Genomic DNA, 16,224 nt, shown 5'->3' on the forward strand with positions numbered 1-16,224 from the left:
GGGTGTTGCGGCACCGGCGTTGACACCGGTTACCAAGCAGTAGCAGACTCCGACGATGTTACCGGTGGTAACACCCCGGTCGGTCGCACCTTTCGTCGGAGGCACCCACTCATGAGCACCTTCTCGCTGGACCCGGGTCCGGACCAGATCGCCGTCCGCGACTGGCTGCACGGCTTCGCCGCCGACGTGGTGCGGCCCGCCGCCGCCGAGTGGGACGAGCGCGAGGAGACCCCCTGGCCGATCATCCAGGAGGCCGCCAAGCTCGGCATCTACTCGCTGGACTTCTACGCCCAGCAGTACTTCGACCCCTCCGGCGTCGGCATCCCGATCGCCATGGAGGAACTCTTCTGGGGCGACGCGGGCATCGGCCTGTCCATCGTCGGCACCACCCTCGCCGCCGTCGCGGTCCTCGCCAACGGCACGGACGAGCAGATCGGCACCTGGGCGCCGCAGATGTTCGGCACCCCGGACGACGTCAAGGTGGCGGCGTTCTGCTCCTCCGAGCCCGACGCCGGCTCCGACGTCTCCGCGCTGCGCACCCGCGCCGTGTACGAGGAGGCCACCGACGAGTGGGTGCTGAACGGCACCAAGACCTGGGCCACCAACGGCGGGATCGCCGCCGTCCACGTGGTGGTGGCCACCGTCGACCCGGCGCTCGGCGCGCGCGGGCAGGCGTCCTTCGTGGTGCCGCCGGGGACGCCGGGGCTGAGCCAGGGCCAGAAGTTCAAGAAGCACGGCATCCGGGCCTCGCACACCGCCGAGGTGGTGCTGGACTCCGTCCGGCTGCCCGGGCACTGCCTGCTCGGGGGCAAGGAGAAGCTGGACGAGCGCCTCGCCCGGGCCCGCGAGGGCGTCCGCAAGTCCGGGCGGAACGCCGCGATGGCCACCTTCGAGGCCTCCCGGCCCGCGGTCGGCGCGCAGGCGATCGGGATCGCCCGGGCCGCCTACGAGGTGGCGCTCGACTACGCGAAGACCCGGGTGCAGTTCGGCCGCCCGATCATCGACAACCAGGGCGTCGCCTTCCAGCTGGCCGACATGAAGACCCGGATCGACGCGGCCAGGCTGCTGGTCTGGCGGGCCTCCTGGATGGCCGCCACCAACCAGCCGTTCACCTCCGCCGAGGGCTCGATGTCCAAGCTCTACGCGGGCGAGACCGCCAAGTGGGTCACCGCGCAGGCGATGCAGATCCTCGGCGGCAACGGCTTCACCCGGGAGTACCCGGTCGAGCGGATGCACCGGGACAGCGCGATCTACTCGATCTTCGAGGGCACCAGCGAGATCCAGCGGCTGGTGATCGCCCGGGCCGTCTCGGGGCTGCCGATCCGCTGACCGCCGGCGGCCGGGCCGGGCGTCAGCGGGCGGCGGTCGCGGGGCCCGGGGATCAGCGTGCGGCCCAGAAGGTGAGCCCGGCCGACAGGGCGCCCACCACCGTGCCGACGACCGTCTGCGCGGTGGTGTGGTCCCGCAGCACCACCCGGGACCAGCCGATGGCTGCCACCAGCGGGTAGAGCAGCAGCCACCAGGGCGAGAGCGCGACGGCCATGCAGACCGTCGCGCCGCTCGCCACGGCCGTGTGCACGGAGATCTTCCACCAGACGGTGATCACCAGGATCGGGACCAGCGAGGCGAGCATCGCCACCACCGTCGCGGTCAGGTCGCGCGGGGCGTCCGCGGCGAGCATCACCACGAGGCCGGTCGCGACCGAGGCCATGATCAGCGGGAAGAGTGTGAGCCGCCGCTGCCGGTGGCCGACGTGGCGGTCGCCGACGGTGCCCCTGCGCATGCCGAAGTGGATCAGCAGGGTCGGGACCACGGCGGTGAACACTGCCGCGAACGCCGCCCAGGCGAGGCCGGTCCGGCCGTAGCGGAGGCCGCCGAGCAGGAGCAGCATCGCGATGATCACGTTCTTCGGCTCCAGGCCGTCGGTGATCCGGCGGGCCCGGGCCGTCGAGGGCGGAGTGTCGGTGGTCGTCGCGGTGGTCATCGCGGTGGCGCTCCAGGCGGGTTCGGCTGCGGATCGGTCGCATGATCGTATCCACGGACCGGTTCGGCCCCGGCGCGTTCCGCCCCTGGTCCGCACCCCTTCCACCCCTGGTCCGTCCCGGTCCGGCCCGGCTGGTTCCGGGTCCGCCCGGTCCTGGAGTGCGCCCGGCCCGGGGCCCGGTCAGAACCGGGGCGGCCGGCGTTCGAGGAAGGCGGCGAGGCCCTCGCGGACGTCCGGGGCCTCCCGGGAGCGGCGCTCCCAGGGCGCGAGGGCCTCGGCCGCCCGCTCCGGCGGCACCGCCAGCGCGGCCTTGACCGCGCCGATGGTCTGCGGCGAGCGGGTGGTCAGCAGCCGGGCGAACTCCAGTGCCGCGGTGTCCAGTTCGGCGGCCGGCAGGACACGTTCGGCCAGCCCGAGGGCGGCCGCCTCCGGCGCGGACAGCAACTCGCCCGAGAACAGCAGGTACTTGGCGCGGGCCGGGCCCACCAGCCGGGCCAGCCGCAGGGTGGGCACCGCCGGATAGACCACGCCCAGCTTGGCCGGGGTGATGCCGAGCCGGGCGTCCTCGGCGACGAAGCGCAGGTCGCAGGCGACCGCCAGCTGGCAGCCGCCGCCGACGCAGGCGCCGTGCACCACGGCGAGGGTCGGGTGCGGGAACGCCGCCAGGGCCTCCTCGGCGGCGACGTTCACCGCGTGGTAGGCGTCGGCACGGTCCGGATCGCCGTAGACCCCGGCCAGTTCCTCGATGTCGGCACCGGCGCTGAAGGTGCCGCCCGCTCCGGTGACCAGCAGCGCGCGCACGCCCGGCTCCTCGGCCAGCCGCTTCAGCACCTCCGGCAGGGCCTGCCAGATCGCCAGGGTGACGGCGTTGCGCCGGTGCGGGCGGTCGAACTCCAGCACCGCGACGCCGTCCTCGCCGACGTGGGCGTTGAGGCCCTCGGTCTCGGTGGGCAGCGGGGCGCGGTCGCGCGTCAGCAGCGGCCGGGTGGCCATGGGCACCTCCGGGAGGGTGTGGGTGCGGCCACTCTCCCAGAGTCCGGCCTTGCGGAGTCCGGCCTTGCGGAGTCCGGTGCCCCGGAGCCCGGTGCCCCGGAGTCCGGCGGCGTGGCTCAGGGCCGGGAGGCGCCGTAGTCGCCGAGTCCCCGCGCGGCCAGGGCGAAGGCCCGGTCGGCGGCGGCCAGGGCCTCGGGCAGGACGTCCGCCGCCCGGTCGCCGGCCAGCATCCGGCGCTGGTTCTCCTCCGTCAGGGTCAGCTGGGTGCCGAGCAGCTGCGCGGCGGCGACCCGGGCGGTCAGCGGGTCGTGCTCCGGGTCCCGGGCGAGCAGTTCGGTGGTGAGCGCCGCCCGGGCGCCCGCGTCGAAGCCCGCGTACGCCCGCAGCGCCAGCACCGGGGTGCGGTGGATCAGCCGGACCACGTCGATCACCTGCTGCTGGTCGCTCAGGCCGGTCGCCGGGTCGAGCGCGGCGAGCGCGGCGACGTAGTGGGTGCGCAGCGCGGTCACCGCCGGGACGTCCGGGGCCGCTTCGCGCACCACCCGGGCGGGCTCGTCGATGTGCTTCTCCATCGGCCCGAGGACGAGGTCCTCCTTGGTCGCGAAGTAGTTGAAGACGGTCATCTTGGACACCTCGGCGGCGGCGGCGATCTCGGCCACCGAGACCTCGTCGAAGCCGCGTTCGGCGAACAGGGCGATGGCGGTCCGCCAGATCCGGATCGCGGTCTGCCGCTTCTTGCGCTCCCGCAGGCCCAGTCCGGCCTCGTCGGTCCCGCTCCCGTCGGTCCCGATCGCGATTTTCGTCATGAAGTGACTGTACCAGGATCAAAGATGTACTGGGCTGAAGAATTGACCGAGTCAAAAAAGACTGCCATGGTGGTGCCGCGCCGCCGGGTCGGACCGGTTCGGCGCGGGGCGTCCCGACGCCCGGACTCCGTGATCCCAGGGGGGACTTCCGATGGCCGTGACCGCACCGCCGACCGTTCCGGCGACCGAACCGCCGACCGCCGCGACGCCGACCGCTCCGGCACCGGCCGCGCCCGCGGCGGCGCTGATGACCGAGTCCCGGCGCAAGCTGGGCATGATGCTCTGCCTGGTCACGATCGTGCTGGCGGTGCTCGACATGAACATCGTGTCGGCGGCCACCGTGCCGATCGTCCGCGACCTCGACCCGGTCCACGGCGTCGACCGACTGCCCTGGCTGGTCAGCGCGTTCGCCCTGGCCGCCACCGCGCTGCTGCCGCTCTACGGCAAGCTCTGCGACCTCTACGGGGCGAAGCGGGTACTGATCGGCGCGGTCGGCACCTTCCTGCTCGGCTCGGCGCTCTGCGGGGCGGCCGGTTCGATGGAGCAGCTCATCGCCTTCCGGGCGGTCCAGGGCATCGGCGGGGGTGGGCTGATGAGCGTGACCATGGTGGTAATGGCCCAGCTGAAGGATCCGGACGAGGACGGCGGCGGCGGGGGCGGCGCGGGCGGGATCGTCGCCGGCGGCGGCATGGCCGTCGGCCCGCTGATCGGCGGGCTGCTCGCGGACCACCTGAACTGGCGCTGGATCTTCTACGTCAACCTGCCGATCGGCCTGGCCGTCCTGGCCGGGGCGGTGCTGGTGCTGCGGCTGCCCGCCGGGACCGGACGGCGCGGGCTGGACTTCCTCGGCGCCACCCTGGCCGCGGCCTTCGCCACCGGCCTGCTGCTGATCACCGAGTGGGGCGGCCGGACCTACGGCTGGACCTCCCCGCAGCTGCTCGGCCTGGCCGCGGCCACCGTGCTGGTCTTCGTGCTCTTCCTCCGCCGCCAGGCCACCGCCCCCGACCCGGTGCTGCCGCTCTCGCTGTTCCGGATCCCGGAGATCCGGATCGGCTTCGCGCTGCAGGGCCTGGTCGGGATGGGGATGATGGGCGCGATCATGTACGTGATGCTCTACCTCCAGGTCGCCCGGGGTGTCGCCGCGACCTCGGCCGGCCTGTACCTGCTCCCGATGGCGGTCGGGATGACCGTGATCGGCCTGGTGGTCAACCGGCTGACGGCCCGGGGGGTGCGGGTCCGCGCCGTGCTGGTGACGGGCGCCGTCTGCTCCGCCACCGCGCTGCTGCTGCTCGGGACGAGCGGGCCGGGGACGTCGCTGTGGCTGGTCCGGGCCGAACTGCTGCTGCTCGGCGTGGGGCTGGGCCAGCTGATCGGGCACCTGATCTCCGTGGTCCAGGCCGCCGCCCCGGCGCACCAGCTGGGGGTGGCCACCACCGGTGTCCGGTTCTTCCAGACCCTGGGCAGCGCGCTGGGGGCCGCACTCTTCGGCACCGTGCTGGCCCGGGAGTTCACCGCCGCCGAGCCCGGCGTGCCGCTGGGTGCGGTCGGCCGGCTGACCGGCGCGGCCCGGGAGCACGCGGTGGCGGGCTTCGTGGACGCGGTGGACACCGTCTTCCTCTCGGCGGCCGGTGTGATGGTGCTGGCCCTGCTGGTGGCGCTGCGGCTGCGGCCGGCCGGGGCGGCGGAGCGCGGCGGGCGGTAGCCGGTACGGGCCGCCCGGGGGCGGATACGGCGCGGGGCCCGGTGGAGTCGTCCACCGGGCCCCGCCGCCGCGGTCCGGGCTCAGCCGGTGGGGGCGCCCTGGGGCTTCCACTCGTGGGTGAGCAGGGACCAGACCTCGCCGTCCTGGTGCACCCCGGCGTGCAGGTAGCTCTCGCGCATGACGCCCTCCAGGGTGAAGCCCATCCGCTGGGCGACCGCCCGGCTGCGGAGGTTGTCCGGCCTGTTGTGCCACTCGATCCGGTGCATGCCGCGGACGGTGAAGGCGTAGTCGATCAGGTGCCGGACGGCGGTGCCGACCAGGCCCCGGCCCTGGCCGGCGGGCTCGGTCCAGACCCCGATCTCGCAGTTCCCGCCCTTGGCGTCGAACTGGACGAACATCACGCCGCCGACCAGTGTGCCGTCCAGCCAGATCCCGTACAGCCGGGCGGTGTCGGCGGCCTGCCGGTCGGCGTAGTTCTGGAGGACGGCGCGGGCCGAGTCGAGGTCGGTGGCGAGACCGGCCCAGTTGATCCAGGCATCGATGTGGGCGCGGCCGCGCTCGATGTGCTCCAGGTACTCGGGTGCCCGCCACGGCTCCAGCGGGCGGAGCTCGGCGTTCTCGGAGAGGGGGACGGCGAACATGGGCGTGCCTTTCGCAACGAGGGGTCGGTCGGATCGGTGCGTCATGCGTAACAAACGTTTGGTACGTAAGATAACCCCATGACGCCCGCCCGTGGAGACCACGAAGCCCGCCGGACCGAAGTCTCGGAGGCGGTGTGGCGGGTGCTGTCGACCCGGGGTTTCGAGGCGTTGACGCTGCGTGCGGTGGCCGCCGAGATGGGGGCCACCACCGGGCTGCTGACGCACTACTTCCCCAGCAAGAAGGCGCTGGTGGCGCACGCGCTGGAGCTGCTGGACCGGCGTTCGCTGGAGCGGCCGCGGCGGTTGGTGCCGGCGGACGGCGGGCCGCCGCCGGCGCCGGGGCTGGCCCGGTTGCGGGCGGCGCTGCTGGACATCCTGCCGTTGGACGGGGCGGGTCGGGCGGGCAACCGGATCTGGGTGGGTTCCTGGGACGTGGCGCTGGCCGATCCGGAGCTGGCGGAGGCGCACGCGGCGCGGTACGCGCGTTCTCGGCGGGTGCTGGCGGAGTGCGTGGCGGACGCGCAGAGGCTGGGTGAGCTGCCGGTCGGGCCTGCGGCGGACGGGCTCGCGGCGGGTGCGCAGAGCTTCGTTCTGGGGCTGGTGGTGCAGGCATTGTTCGCCCCGGCGGAGTTTCCGGCGGAGCGGCAGGTGGAACTGCTGGACGCCTATCTCGCGGGACTGGCCCCGGTCTGACGGCGGGCCGCCGGCGGCGGGTGTTCGACATCGGCGACGCGGGGTCTTCGGCGCCGGTGCCACTGGGTCTTCGGTGCCGGTGTTTACGGCACCGGAATTCCCCGGCGGGGACTTTTCGGAGAGTGCATGACACGCATGGTCACGGGTTATGCGCGCTGGGTGCCGAAGCGCGGTCGGCCGCTCGGCGGGGCGTCCGCAATTGACCGGTACGGGTAATACGCGAACTGCCCGGTGGGAGGACGTCGCGAGGTGTGTGGCGCCCCCAGCAGGATTCGAACCTGCGACCTACCGCTTAGAAGGCGGGTGCTCTATCCGCTGAGCTATGGGGGCGGGACGGGCGGCGCCCGGGAGGGCGTGACCGTTGCCGGGATCGGGCGGTGGGCGCGCGGCGCCCGCTGTCCGTCCCCGTACCTGAGGATGGGGTGTGGGGGGTGGCGGGTCCCTGCCCTGTCAGGGGACAGGATAAGGGTGCCCCGTTCCTCGGCCGGGTGTTACGACACCGCCGTTGGTGTGTCGGCCTAGGTGGAGCGGTCCGATAATCGCAGGTGAACGCCGTGCGTGCAGCGGTCTGGCGGTCTTCGGCGCCGGACGTTGTGCACTCGTTACGGGGCTGTCTGCCCACCCGTTATGGATTCGGCACGGAGAAAGCGCCGCGGCCGGGGGCGGCATCGACGCGGGTGGGGGGCCGTATTCGGGTTCCTTCGGTCGGATGACGTGCGCGGACGGTCGGCTCGGCCACCCCTGCGGGTGTCCGGGGCCGCGCGGGAGCCCCCGGTTTGTTGTCATGGCCGCGCAGAACGACGGTGCGACGGTCGTACAAAGGCCGAAATTCACCCCTGCGGGCGACGGTGGTTTTCCACAGGCCCGATTTGTCCACAGGATTTCCGAACTCTGCTGCGCGCATTTCCCGAGAAGCGCACTCTGCGGGTGTGCCGGTCGATTCCGTACGGTGCAACAGCGAGAACGGAGTGTGGCTGTGAACGGTACACAGGTGACGGTGATCGGGAATGTCGCCACGGAGGTGACGTACGCCCTGACCCCCGGCGGGGTGCCGGTGGCGAACTTCCGGCTGGCCTCGACCGAGCGGCGCTTCGACCGGGCGCGGGAGGTCTGGGTCGACGGCGAGACGCAGTGGCTGACGGTGACGGCGTGGCGGTCGTTGGCGGGGCATCTGATCGACTCGCTGACCAAGGGTGACCCGGTGGTGGTGAGCGGGCGGCTGAGGGTGCGGGAGTGGGCGGAGGGGGAGGCGAAGCGCAGCCGGGTCGAGATCGACGCCCGGTCGGTCGGACACGATCTGAGTCGCGGTACGGCCAGGTTCAGTTGGGCGCCGGGGGGTCGGGGCGGGGCGCCGGAGGAGGCGGGCGCCGGCGCCGGGGCGGCCTTCGGCGAGGCCGTGCCCGGGTGGATCGTGGACGCCCTGAGGGGGCGGCAGGCGGTGGACGGCGGCGACGGGCCGGCGGCCGAGGGGGAAAGCGGGGGTGACGCCTAGCGGCCCGCAGGGTGTCCGACGGGTCGTCCGACTGTCGACAAATATGCGAATCGAGACGGCCGTTGTGCCCGTATGCGCAATCCTGTTCCGGTTAGCGGAATGATCCGGTAATTCTGGCTACCCGTCAGCTTGTGTGGATAGTGGGAGGGTTGATAACGATCGAGATACGGAATCGTCCTAATTTCGCATGGGGGTTTCCGGACCTCCGGGGCTCCATAGGATTCGTCTGGTTCACATCGTGAAGCGGCGCCACAGGGGGCGCGGCAAGCAAGGCGGGCTGCCCACCGGCATGGCCCGGCCCGAAGGGATCCCAAGATGTTCCAGAGGCAGGGGCGGGCGTTCTCCCGCATAACCACTGTCATGCTCGCGACCAGCACCGCGCTGGCCGGGGGCATGTTCGCGGCCGGTGCGGCGGCTGCGGCCGACGAGCCGGGCGGCGGTGTCACGGCGGTGGTCCAGCCGACCTTGATGAGCGAGGAGATCGCCATCGAGGGGGGCCACTCGATCCAGGGCGGGCTGTTCACCCTCAAGACGGCCGACGGCGAGATCAAGACGTACTGCATCGACATCGACCACCCGGTCGACATCACCAAGGCCATCGAGTACCGCGAGTCCGACTGGAAGTCGAGCTCGCTCGGCCGCCCGGAGAAGGCCCAGGACGCCTCCAAGATCCGCTGGATCCTGGAGAACTCCTACCCGCAGGTGACGGACCTCAAGAAGCTGGCCGCCGACGCCGGCGTCAAGGGCGAGCTCACCAAGGAGGACGCCGCCGCCGGCACCCAGGCCGCGATCTGGAAGTTCTCCGACGGCAAGAACGCCGTCCCGGTGGACGCCGAGGCCAAGCAGCTCCGCGACTACCTGGTCAGCGAGAAGAACAAGGGCATCGCCGCCGAGCCCAAGCCCTCGCTGAGCCTCACCCCGGACTCGGTGTCGGGCAAGCCGGGCACCAAGCTCGGCCCGTTCACCCTCAACTCCAGCGCCAACGAGGTGAAGCTGGCGCTCGCCGGCGACGCCGCCGACAAGGTCAAGCTGGTCGACAAGGACAACAAGCCGGTCTCCGACCTGCCCGGTCCGATCGCCAAGGACACCCAGCTGTGGCTGGACGTCCCGGCCGGCACCCCGGACGGCACCGCGAGCATCAACGCCAACGCCGAGACGGTCGTGCCCAGCGGCCGCGTCTTCCTCAGCAAGGGCTACACCCCGGAGAAGCACAGCCAGACCATGATCCTGGCGGGCTCCACCAAGCTCGCCGTCAAGGACACCGCCAAGGCGACCTGGAAGGCCGCCAAGGGCCCGCTGGTCGACAGCACCGCCGTGGTCGAGTGCGTGTCCAACGGCGTCAAGGTCTCCGTCGCCAACGGCGGCGACGAGGCCGCCACCGTCTCGGTGAAGCCGGGCAAGGACATCACCGTCCAGCCGGGCAAGATCGAGACCGTGATCGTCCCGGTCGTCGAGGACACGGCCTACGACATCACCGTCACCGGCCCGAACGGCTTCAGCAAGAACTTCAAGGGCATCCTGGACTGCAAGAACACCAGCGTGACCACGCCGACCCCGACCCCGTCGGCCACCACCCCGAGCACCAAGCCGTCGACCCCGGCGCCGACCACCGCGGCCCCGACCACCCCGGCTCCGGTCGTGACCCCGAGCGCGACCCCGTCGGCCTCGGCCACCACCCCGGCCGCCCACCCGGCGCCGACCAGCACCGCCCCCGGCACCACCGGCGGTCTGGCCCAGACCGGTGGTAGCGACGCCACCCCGGTCATCGCCGCCGTCGCCGGCGGTCTGGTCGTGGCCGGCGGTGCCGCGGTCTTCCTGCTGCGCCGTCGCCGCCAGGGCAACGCCGCCTGAGGCACCGGCCCGAGGCCGATCCGGTAGGACCGGGGCACTGACCCGGGAGCACCGGGCGCCGAACCGCCCGTAACGGCCCGGCTCCCCGCACCACGTGTGCGGGGAGCCGGGCCGTTGCGCGTCCGGACGGCAGGGGCAGGGGCACGGGCAGGGCACCGCGGCACGGGGACGCCGGGCGGTGCGGGGCTGCGCCGGGCGGGGGCGGACCGCGGCGGGCGGGTGCCGGATGGGGAGCAGCCGTTCGGGGCTCCCGTTCCGGTGCGGCACAATGGAAGGCTGCAAGCCGAATAACTCCCCGACGACGCCGGAGCGATCTCACGTGGCGGAATACATCTACACGATGCGCAAGGTGCGCAAGGCGCACGGCGACAAGGTCATCCTTGACGACGTGACGCTCAGCTTCCTCCCCGGGGCGAAGATCGGCGTCGTGGGTCCCAACGGTGCCGGTAAGTCCACCGTGCTGAAGATGATGGCCGGCCTGGAGCACCCCTCCAACGGCGACGCCTTCCTCTCGCCCGGTTTCACCGTCGGCATGCTGCTCCAGGAGCCGCCGCTCGACGAGTCCAAGACCGTCCTGGAGAACGTCGAGGACGGCGTCAAGGAGATCAAGGGGAAGCTCAACCGCTTCAACGAGATCGCCGAGCTGATGGCGACCGACTACTCGGACGCCCTGCTGGACGAGATGGGCAAGCTCCAGGAGGACCTCGACCACGCCGAGGCCTGGGACCTGGACGCCCAGCTGGAGCAGGCCATGGACGCCCTGGGCTGCCCGCCCGGCGACTGGCCGGTCACCAAGCTCTCCGGTGGCGAGAAGCGCCGCGTCGCGCTCTGCAAGCTGCTGCTGGAGGCCCCCGACCTGCTGCTGCTCGACGAGCCCACCAACCACCTGGACGCCGAGTCGGTGAACTGGCTGGAGCAGCACCTGGAGAAGTACAAGGGCACCGTCGTCGCCGTCACCCACGACCGGTACTTCCTGGACAACGTCGCCGAGTGGATCCTGGAGCTCGACCGCGGCCGCGCCTACCCGTACGAGGGCAACTACTCCACGTACCTGGAGACCAAGCAGTCCCGGCTCAAGGTCGAGGGCCAGAAGGACGCCAAGCGCGCCAAGCGGCTCAAGGAAGAGCTGGAGTGGGTCCGCTCCAACGCCAAGGGCCGCCAGGCCAAGTCCAAGGCGCGTCTGGCCCGCTACGAGGAGATGGCGGCCGAGGCCGACAAGATGCGGAAGCTGGACTTCGAGGAGATCCAGATCCCGCCGGGCCCGCGTCTGGGCAGCGTCGTCATCGAGGTCGAGAACCTCAACAAGGCCTTCGGTGAGAAGGTCCTGATCGACGACCTCAGCTTCACCCTGCCGCGCAACGGCATCGTCGGCATCATCGGCCCGAACGGCGCCGGCAAGACCACCCTGTTCAAGATGCTCCTGGACCTGGAGACCCCGGACAGCGGCTCGGTCAAGGTCGGCGACACGGTCAAGATCAGCTATGTCGACCAGTCGCGTGCCAACATCGACGCGAAGAAGACCCTCTGGGAGGTCGTGTCCGACGGTCTGGACTGGATCAACGTCGGCCAGGTCGAGATGCCGTCCCGCGCCTACGTCTCGGCGTTCGGCTTCAAGGGCCCGGACCAGCAGAAGCCGGCCGGCGTGCTCTCCGGCGGTGAGCGCAACCGCCTCAACCTGGCGCTCACCCTGAAGCAGGGCGGCAACCTGCTGCTCCTCGACGAGCCCACCAACGACCTCGACGTCGAGACCCTCTCCTCGCTGGAGAACGCGCTGCTGGAGTTCCCCGGCTGCGCCGTGGTCATCTCGCACGACCGCTGGTTCCTGGACCGCGTCGCCACCCACATCCTCGCCTACGAGGGCGAGAGCAAGTGGTTCTGGTTCGAGGGCAACTTCGACTCGTACGAGAAGAACAAGGTCGAGCGCCTGGGCTCGGACGCGGCGCGTCCGCACCGGGCCACCTACAAGAAGCTGACCCGCGGCTGACAGCCAGCCATGACGACGGCCCGGCAGATCCGCCCCACGGGGGGCGGGTCTGCCGGGCCGCGGCCCGACCGGCAGCCGACGCCGGCGGGCACCGAAGGTCGAGGAGAGCACCCGTGTCACGCCACATCTACGCCTGCCCGCTGCGCTGGTCCGACATGGACGCCTTCGGGCACGTCAACAACGTGGTCTTCCTGCGCTACCTGGAGGAGGCCCGGATCGACTTCATGTTCACCCAGGCCGCCGAGGCGGGCGCCGGCGAGTTCGCGGGCGGTTCGGTGGTGGCGCGCCACGAGATCGACTACAAGCGCCCGCTGGTGCACCGGCCCGAGCCGGTCACGATCGAGACCTGGGTGACCCGGATCGGCGGCGCCTCGCTGACGGTCTCCTACGAGATCAAGGACACCGCCGACGACGGCACCGAGACGGTCTACGTCCGGGCCTCGACCGTGGTCGTCCCCTACGACCTGGCCGAGGGCCGGCCGCGCCGGATAAGCCCGGTGGAGCGGGAGTTCCTGTCGCGGTTCATGGACGAGGAGCCGGCCGTCGCGGTCTGACCGCACCCGGCCGGCCGCGTTCTCCGACACCTGGCCGACCGCACCCTCCCGAACCCGCCGACCGACCGTTCCGCCCGCCCGATGCCCCGGATGTGAGCCGCAGCGTTGAACAGCACCGCCACCCTCGCCCTCGCCGACGCCGGGGAGGCCGCCGACCTGGCCGCCTTCCTGGTCCGACTGCTGCGCTTCGACCGGGCTGCGGCGGTCCGGTCGCAAGGTGTGCCGCAACCGGACGGCAGCGGTGTGCTGGCCGTCTTCGGGCGGCTGCCGCTGGGTGGTTCGGGTGTGCTGGCGGTGCGCACCGCCCGGCTGGCCGGGCTCGACGGGCCGGTCGACCTGACCGTCTCGGCCGGGCAGCTGCTGGACGGCGTCGACACCGGGGCGAACACCCTCGCCCTGCCCGGGCCGGTCACCGGTCCGGCCTGGGCCGGGCTGCTGCCGCCGCGCACCGGCTGGCGGCCGGTCGGCGAACCGCCCGCCGCCCAGGTCTACGGTGAAGTGATGGCCGCCGTGAGGGAGTTCCGCGAGCGCAGCGAGGCCGTCCCGGAGCACCACCGGACCCGGCCGGTGCTCGACGCGCTCGCCGACGAGATCTGGTCCCGCCCGGTCACCGTCCTGCCAGAACTGCCGCTGCGCGCCGCCCACGCGGCCCGGGTGATCGGCTTCCTGGACCCGGTGGCCCCGCTCACCGTGCACCGGGCGGGCGGCTGGCTGCGGCTCTCCGCCCCGGCGGGCTCGGTGGCCCTGCGCACCGCGGCGGCGCTCGGCGCGGGTCTGGGCCTCAGCCCGGTCCGCCCCTCGTAGCCACCTCGTAGGGCCCCGCGCACGGGGCCCGGGGCCTCGTCAGCCCTCGGTGTTGACCATCGAGGCGGCGGCGTAGGTGAGGTAGTCCCAGAGCTGCTGCTCGGCCTCCGCCGGCAGGGCCAGCTCGTCCACGGCCACCCGCATGTGCTTCAGCCAGGCGTCGTGCGCCGCGCGGTCCACCTTGAACGGCACGTGCCGCATCCGCAGCCGCGGGTGGCCGCGCTGCTCGCTGTACGTGCGCGGGCCGCCCCAGTACTGCATGAGGAAGAGCGTGAACCTCTCCTCGGCCGGCCCGAGGTCCTCCTCGGGGTACATCGGCCGGAGCAACTCGTCCTCCGCGACGCCCTGGTAGAACCGGTGGACCAGCCGCCGGAAGGTCGGTTCGCCACCGACCTGCTCGAAGAAGGTCTCCTCGCTGGGCGTGCCACGCCGGATCTCGTTCACCGGACCATGGTCGCAGACGGCGGCGGGGCCGTACACCGGGACCTGGGGACCAGGACCTTCGGCGTACGACCCCGCACGGGCCGACCGGGGGAGGTGCGGACGGTCAGTCCTCCCAGCGGAACAGCTTCCAGGAGATGCCGGTCATGACGGCCGCGAACAGCAGCAGGCCGCCCATGGTCGGCAGCGCGTCCATCACGCCGCCGCCCCGGGAGAGCACCGACTGCGAGGCGGTGACCAGGTGCCGCAGCGGCAGCGCCTGGGAGATCGCCTCCAGCCAGCCCGGCATGCCGTCGGTGGGGAAGAACGAGCCGGACAGGAACGACATCGGCAGCACGATGATCTGCGAGATGCCGTTCGCCGCCTCCTCGGTCTTGGCGACCGAACCGGCCAGCAGGCCGATCGACATGAAGGCGACGGTCGCGCAGACCACCAGCGGGACGATCAGCCACCAGTCGCCGGTGAGCTTGAGCCCGAAGAACGGCGTGGTCGCGACCACCAGGAAGACGGCGGTCTGGACCAGCGCGGTGAGGACGGAGACCGCGACCCGGGAGGCGATGACCGACCCGGCGCTCACCGGGGCGAGCCGCAGCCGGCGCAGCACCTTCTTCTGCCGCCAGCCGACCAGGGTCAGCGCGGCGCCGAACACCGCGCCGGTGGCCACCGCCCAGCCGAGCAGGCCGGGGGTGAGGAACTGGATCGGCTTGAGCGAGCCGTCCTCGACCTGGCTGCTCTCCATGACGAAGGCCGGGGGCTTGCCGGTGGCGGCCTGGTTGGCCTGCTGGACCACCGAGTTGACGATGCCCTGGACGGAGCCGGAGCGGACCTGGTCGGCGGCGCTGTAGCGGACCACGACCTTGCCGTCCGGGCCCTCCTTGATCATGGCGTCGAGGTCGCCCTTGCGGACCTTCTCCAGTGCGGCGGCCTCGTCGTCGCCCTTGGAGATGGTCAGCACCTGCTCCAGGCCGGCCCGGGCCTCGCCCTGGACCGAGTCCAGGACCCGGACGGCGCCGACCTGTTCGACCTTGGCGTGCGGGCTGGAGGCGCCCTTGAGCAGGGTGCCGAACAGCATCAGGAACATCAGCGGGAACAGCAGCACGAAGAACAGCGCGCTGCGGTCGCGGACGAAGGAGACGATCATCACCCGGGAGAGGCTGGCGAAGGCGGAGACCCGCTCGCGCTCGGCCGGGGGAGGGCTGTCCGGTGCGGGGGCCTGCGCGGGCGCGGCCGTGGTGGGCTCGGCGGTCATGCGCGGTACTCCCGTCCGGTGAGCTGGAGGAAGACGTCCTCCAGGGTGGCGCCGCGGACCTCGAGGCCCCGGAGGGCGCCGCGGTCGGCCAGTACCGAGAGCACCGGCGCGGGCAGCCGGGTGGAGAGCGAGAGCGAGACGCCGTCGTCCTCCAGCGAGGTGGTCTCCGCCCCGGCGGCGGTGAGCAGTTCGCGCGCGGTGTCGATGGGCAGCTGCCCGGACTCCACGCTGATCCGGACGGTGTCGTCGATCTCGCGGATGAGCGCGGCGGGTGCCCCGGTCCGCAGGATCCGGCCGCGGTCCATCACCGAGACGCGGTCGCAGAGCACCTCGGCCTCGTCCAGGTAGTGGGTGGTCAGGACGACGGTGCGGCCCTCGGCGTTGATGTCGCGCAGCAGGTCCCAGAGGTTGCGGCGGGCCTGCGGGTCGAGGCCGGTGGTCGGCTCGTCGAGGAAGACCAGCTCCGGTCCGTGGACCAGGGCGCAGGCGATCGAGAGCCGCTGGGCCTGGCCGCCGGACATCTTGTCGGTCATCACCCCGGCCGACTCGGTCAGGCCGACCCGCTCCAGCATCGCGTCGGCGGCCTTGGGGCCGACGCCGTAGAAGGAGCCGAAGGTGCGGATGGTCTCCCGGGCGGTGAGCCGGTTGAAGAAGGCGGAGGCCTGGAACTGGACGCCGATGCGGCGCAGCAGCTTGGGGTTGCGCGGCCAGGGCGCCAGGCCCAGCAGCTCGATCCGGCCCTCGTCGGGCTTGCGGATCCCCTCCAGGATCTCCAGCGTGGTGGTCTTCCCGGCGCCGTTCGGGCCCAGGATTCCGTAGAATTCGCCGGCCTCGACGGTGAGTGACACTCCGTCGACGGCCTGTACGTCCCCGTACCGCTGACGGATACCGTCGGCGGATATTGCAGCAGTCATATCGACTGAGGGTAGGGCTGCGGGGTCACGACGGGGAGATGCCGAAGCATCATTTGATGATCATTTTTACAAGGTGCCGCTGAGTCGTGACCCCGGGGACGGCCGGTGCGGTCCGG

General features: G+C 72.1%; 15 protein-coding genes and 1 tRNA gene. 8 read left to right on the forward strand and 8 right to left on the reverse strand.

Features of this window, described 5'->3' with window-relative positions; translation table 11 throughout:
* Positions 1–111: 111 nt before the first annotated feature.
* Complete coding sequence (locus OG715_RS29180) at positions 112–1,329, forward strand: acyl-CoA dehydrogenase family protein (protein ID WP_045939259.1); 1,218 nt, start codon at positions 112–114, stop codon at positions 1,327–1,329.
* 52 nt (positions 1,330–1,381) lie between these two features.
* Here OG715_RS29180 and OG715_RS29185 read toward each other — a convergent pair whose 3' ends face one another.
* From OG715_RS29185 to OG715_RS29195, 3 genes are all read right to left on the reverse strand, one after another.
* Positions 1,382–1,984 carry a phosphatase PAP2 family protein gene (locus OG715_RS29185; protein ID WP_266274301.1) on the reverse strand — a complete coding sequence of 201 codons (603 nt, stop codon included), beginning with the start codon at positions 1,982–1,984 and terminating at the stop codon, positions 1,382–1,384.
* Positions 1,985–2,164: 180 nt separating this feature from the next.
* Entirely contained in the window at positions 2,165–2,977 is an 813-nt protein-coding gene (locus OG715_RS29190; protein WP_266274300.1) for an enoyl-CoA hydratase/isomerase family protein, read from the reverse strand.
* Between the two features lie 116 nt (positions 2,978–3,093).
* Positions 3,094–3,783, reverse strand: a complete 690-nt coding sequence (locus tag OG715_RS29195; protein WP_266274299.1) for a TetR/AcrR family transcriptional regulator — start codon at positions 3,781–3,783, stop codon at positions 3,094–3,096.
* A 247-nt stretch (positions 3,784–4,030) separates the two neighbouring features.
* Between OG715_RS29195 and OG715_RS29200 the strand changes: the two genes are divergently transcribed.
* Complete coding sequence (locus OG715_RS29200; protein WP_266274696.1) at positions 4,031–5,485, forward strand: MFS transporter; 1,455 nt, start codon at positions 4,031–4,033, stop codon at positions 5,483–5,485.
* A gap of 80 nt (positions 5,486–5,565) precedes the next feature.
* Here OG715_RS29200 and OG715_RS29205 read toward each other — a convergent pair whose 3' ends face one another.
* Positions 5,566–6,126, reverse strand: coding sequence for a GNAT family N-acetyltransferase (locus OG715_RS29205; RefSeq protein WP_266274298.1), 561 nt, complete (start codon positions 6,124–6,126; stop codon positions 5,566–5,568).
* Positions 6,127–6,204: 78 nt separating this feature from the next.
* Between OG715_RS29205 and OG715_RS29210 the strand changes: the two genes are divergently transcribed.
* Positions 6,205–6,819 (forward strand): TetR/AcrR family transcriptional regulator, encoded by a 615-nt coding sequence (locus OG715_RS29210; RefSeq protein ID WP_266274297.1) that lies wholly within the window; start codon positions 6,205–6,207, stop codon positions 6,817–6,819.
* Positions 6,820–7,073: 254 nt separating this feature from the next.
* On the opposite strand, the gene OG715_RS29215 is transcribed toward OG715_RS29210, so the two are convergent.
* Positions 7,074–7,149: transfer RNA gene (locus tag OG715_RS29215), tRNA-Arg, on the reverse strand.
* A gap of 646 nt (positions 7,150–7,795) precedes the next feature.
* Here OG715_RS29215 and OG715_RS29220 point away from each other — a divergent pair.
* The 5 genes from OG715_RS29220 (at position 7,796) to OG715_RS29240 (ending at position 13,504) form a co-directional block, all read left to right on the forward strand.
* Complete coding sequence (locus tag OG715_RS29220; RefSeq protein ID WP_266274296.1) at positions 7,796–8,311, forward strand: single-stranded DNA-binding protein; 516 nt, start codon at positions 7,796–7,798, stop codon at positions 8,309–8,311.
* Between the two features lie 315 nt (positions 8,312–8,626).
* Positions 8,627–10,162, forward strand: a complete 1,536-nt coding sequence (locus OG715_RS29225) for a Cys-Gln thioester bond-forming surface protein (protein WP_266274295.1) — start codon at positions 8,627–8,629, stop codon at positions 10,160–10,162.
* Between the two features lie 319 nt (positions 10,163–10,481).
* Entirely contained in the window at positions 10,482–12,146 is a 1,665-nt protein-coding gene (gene ettA, locus OG715_RS29230) for an energy-dependent translational throttle protein EttA (protein WP_078896371.1), read from the forward strand.
* Positions 12,147–12,259: 113 nt separating this feature from the next.
* Complete coding sequence (locus tag OG715_RS29235) at positions 12,260–12,700, forward strand: acyl-CoA thioesterase (RefSeq protein ID WP_266274294.1); 441 nt, start codon at positions 12,260–12,262, stop codon at positions 12,698–12,700.
* A gap of 105 nt (positions 12,701–12,805) precedes the next feature.
* Complete coding sequence (locus OG715_RS29240; RefSeq protein ID WP_266274293.1) at positions 12,806–13,504, forward strand: hypothetical protein; 699 nt, start codon at positions 12,806–12,808, stop codon at positions 13,502–13,504.
* Positions 13,505–13,543: 39 nt separating this feature from the next.
* Here OG715_RS29240 and OG715_RS29245 read toward each other — a convergent pair whose 3' ends face one another.
* The 3 genes from OG715_RS29245 to OG715_RS29255 form a co-directional block, all read right to left on the reverse strand.
* Positions 13,544–13,948 carry a globin gene (locus tag OG715_RS29245; RefSeq protein ID WP_266274292.1) on the reverse strand — a complete coding sequence of 135 codons (405 nt, stop codon included), beginning with the start codon at positions 13,946–13,948 and terminating at the stop codon, positions 13,544–13,546.
* 103 nt (positions 13,949–14,051) lie between these two features.
* Entirely contained in the window at positions 14,052–15,194 is a 1,143-nt protein-coding gene (locus tag OG715_RS29250; RefSeq protein ID WP_266274291.1) for an ABC transporter permease, read from the reverse strand.
* Positions 15,191–16,108, reverse strand: a complete 918-nt coding sequence (locus OG715_RS29255) for an ABC transporter ATP-binding protein (protein WP_030395077.1) — start codon at positions 16,106–16,108, stop codon at positions 15,191–15,193. The genes OG715_RS29250 and OG715_RS29255 overlap by 4 nt, the downstream gene beginning before the upstream one ends.
* Between the last annotated feature and the right edge of the window lie 116 nt (positions 16,109–16,224).

The sequence above is a fragment of the Kitasatospora purpeofusca genome (assembly GCF_036010405.1).
Taxonomy (GTDB): Bacteria; Actinomycetota; Actinomycetes; order Streptomycetales; family Streptomycetaceae; genus Kitasatospora; species Kitasatospora purpeofusca.

Coding starts and splice junctions, on each gene's coding strand:
- OG715_RS29180 (WP_045939259.1), top strand. CDS start 112: ATGAGCACCTTCTCGCTGGACCCGGGTCCGGACCAGATCGCCGTCCGC.
- OG715_RS29185 (WP_266274301.1), bottom strand. CDS start 1,984: ATGACCACCGCGACGACCACCGACACTCCGCCCTCGACGGCCCGGGCC.
- OG715_RS29190 (WP_266274300.1), bottom strand. CDS start 2,977: ATGGCCACCCGGCCGCTGCTGACGCGCGACCGCGCCCCGCTGCCCACC.
- OG715_RS29195 (WP_266274299.1), bottom strand. CDS start 3,783: ATGACGAAAATCGCGATCGGGACCGACGGGAGCGGGACCGACGAGGCC.
- OG715_RS29200 (WP_266274696.1), top strand. CDS start 4,031: ATGACCGAGTCCCGGCGCAAGCTGGGCATGATGCTCTGCCTGGTCACG.
- OG715_RS29205 (WP_266274298.1), bottom strand. CDS start 6,126: ATGTTCGCCGTCCCCCTCTCCGAGAACGCCGAGCTCCGCCCGCTGGAG.
- OG715_RS29210 (WP_266274297.1), top strand. CDS start 6,205: ATGACGCCCGCCCGTGGAGACCACGAAGCCCGCCGGACCGAAGTCTCG.
- OG715_RS29225 (WP_266274295.1), top strand. CDS start 8,627: ATGTTCCAGAGGCAGGGGCGGGCGTTCTCCCGCATAACCACTGTCATG.
- OG715_RS29250 (WP_266274291.1), bottom strand. CDS start 15,194: ATGACCGCCGAGCCCACCACGGCCGCGCCCGCGCAGGCCCCCGCACCG.
- OG715_RS29255 (WP_030395077.1), bottom strand. CDS start 16,108: ATGACTGCTGCAATATCCGCCGACGGTATCCGTCAGCGGTACGGGGAC.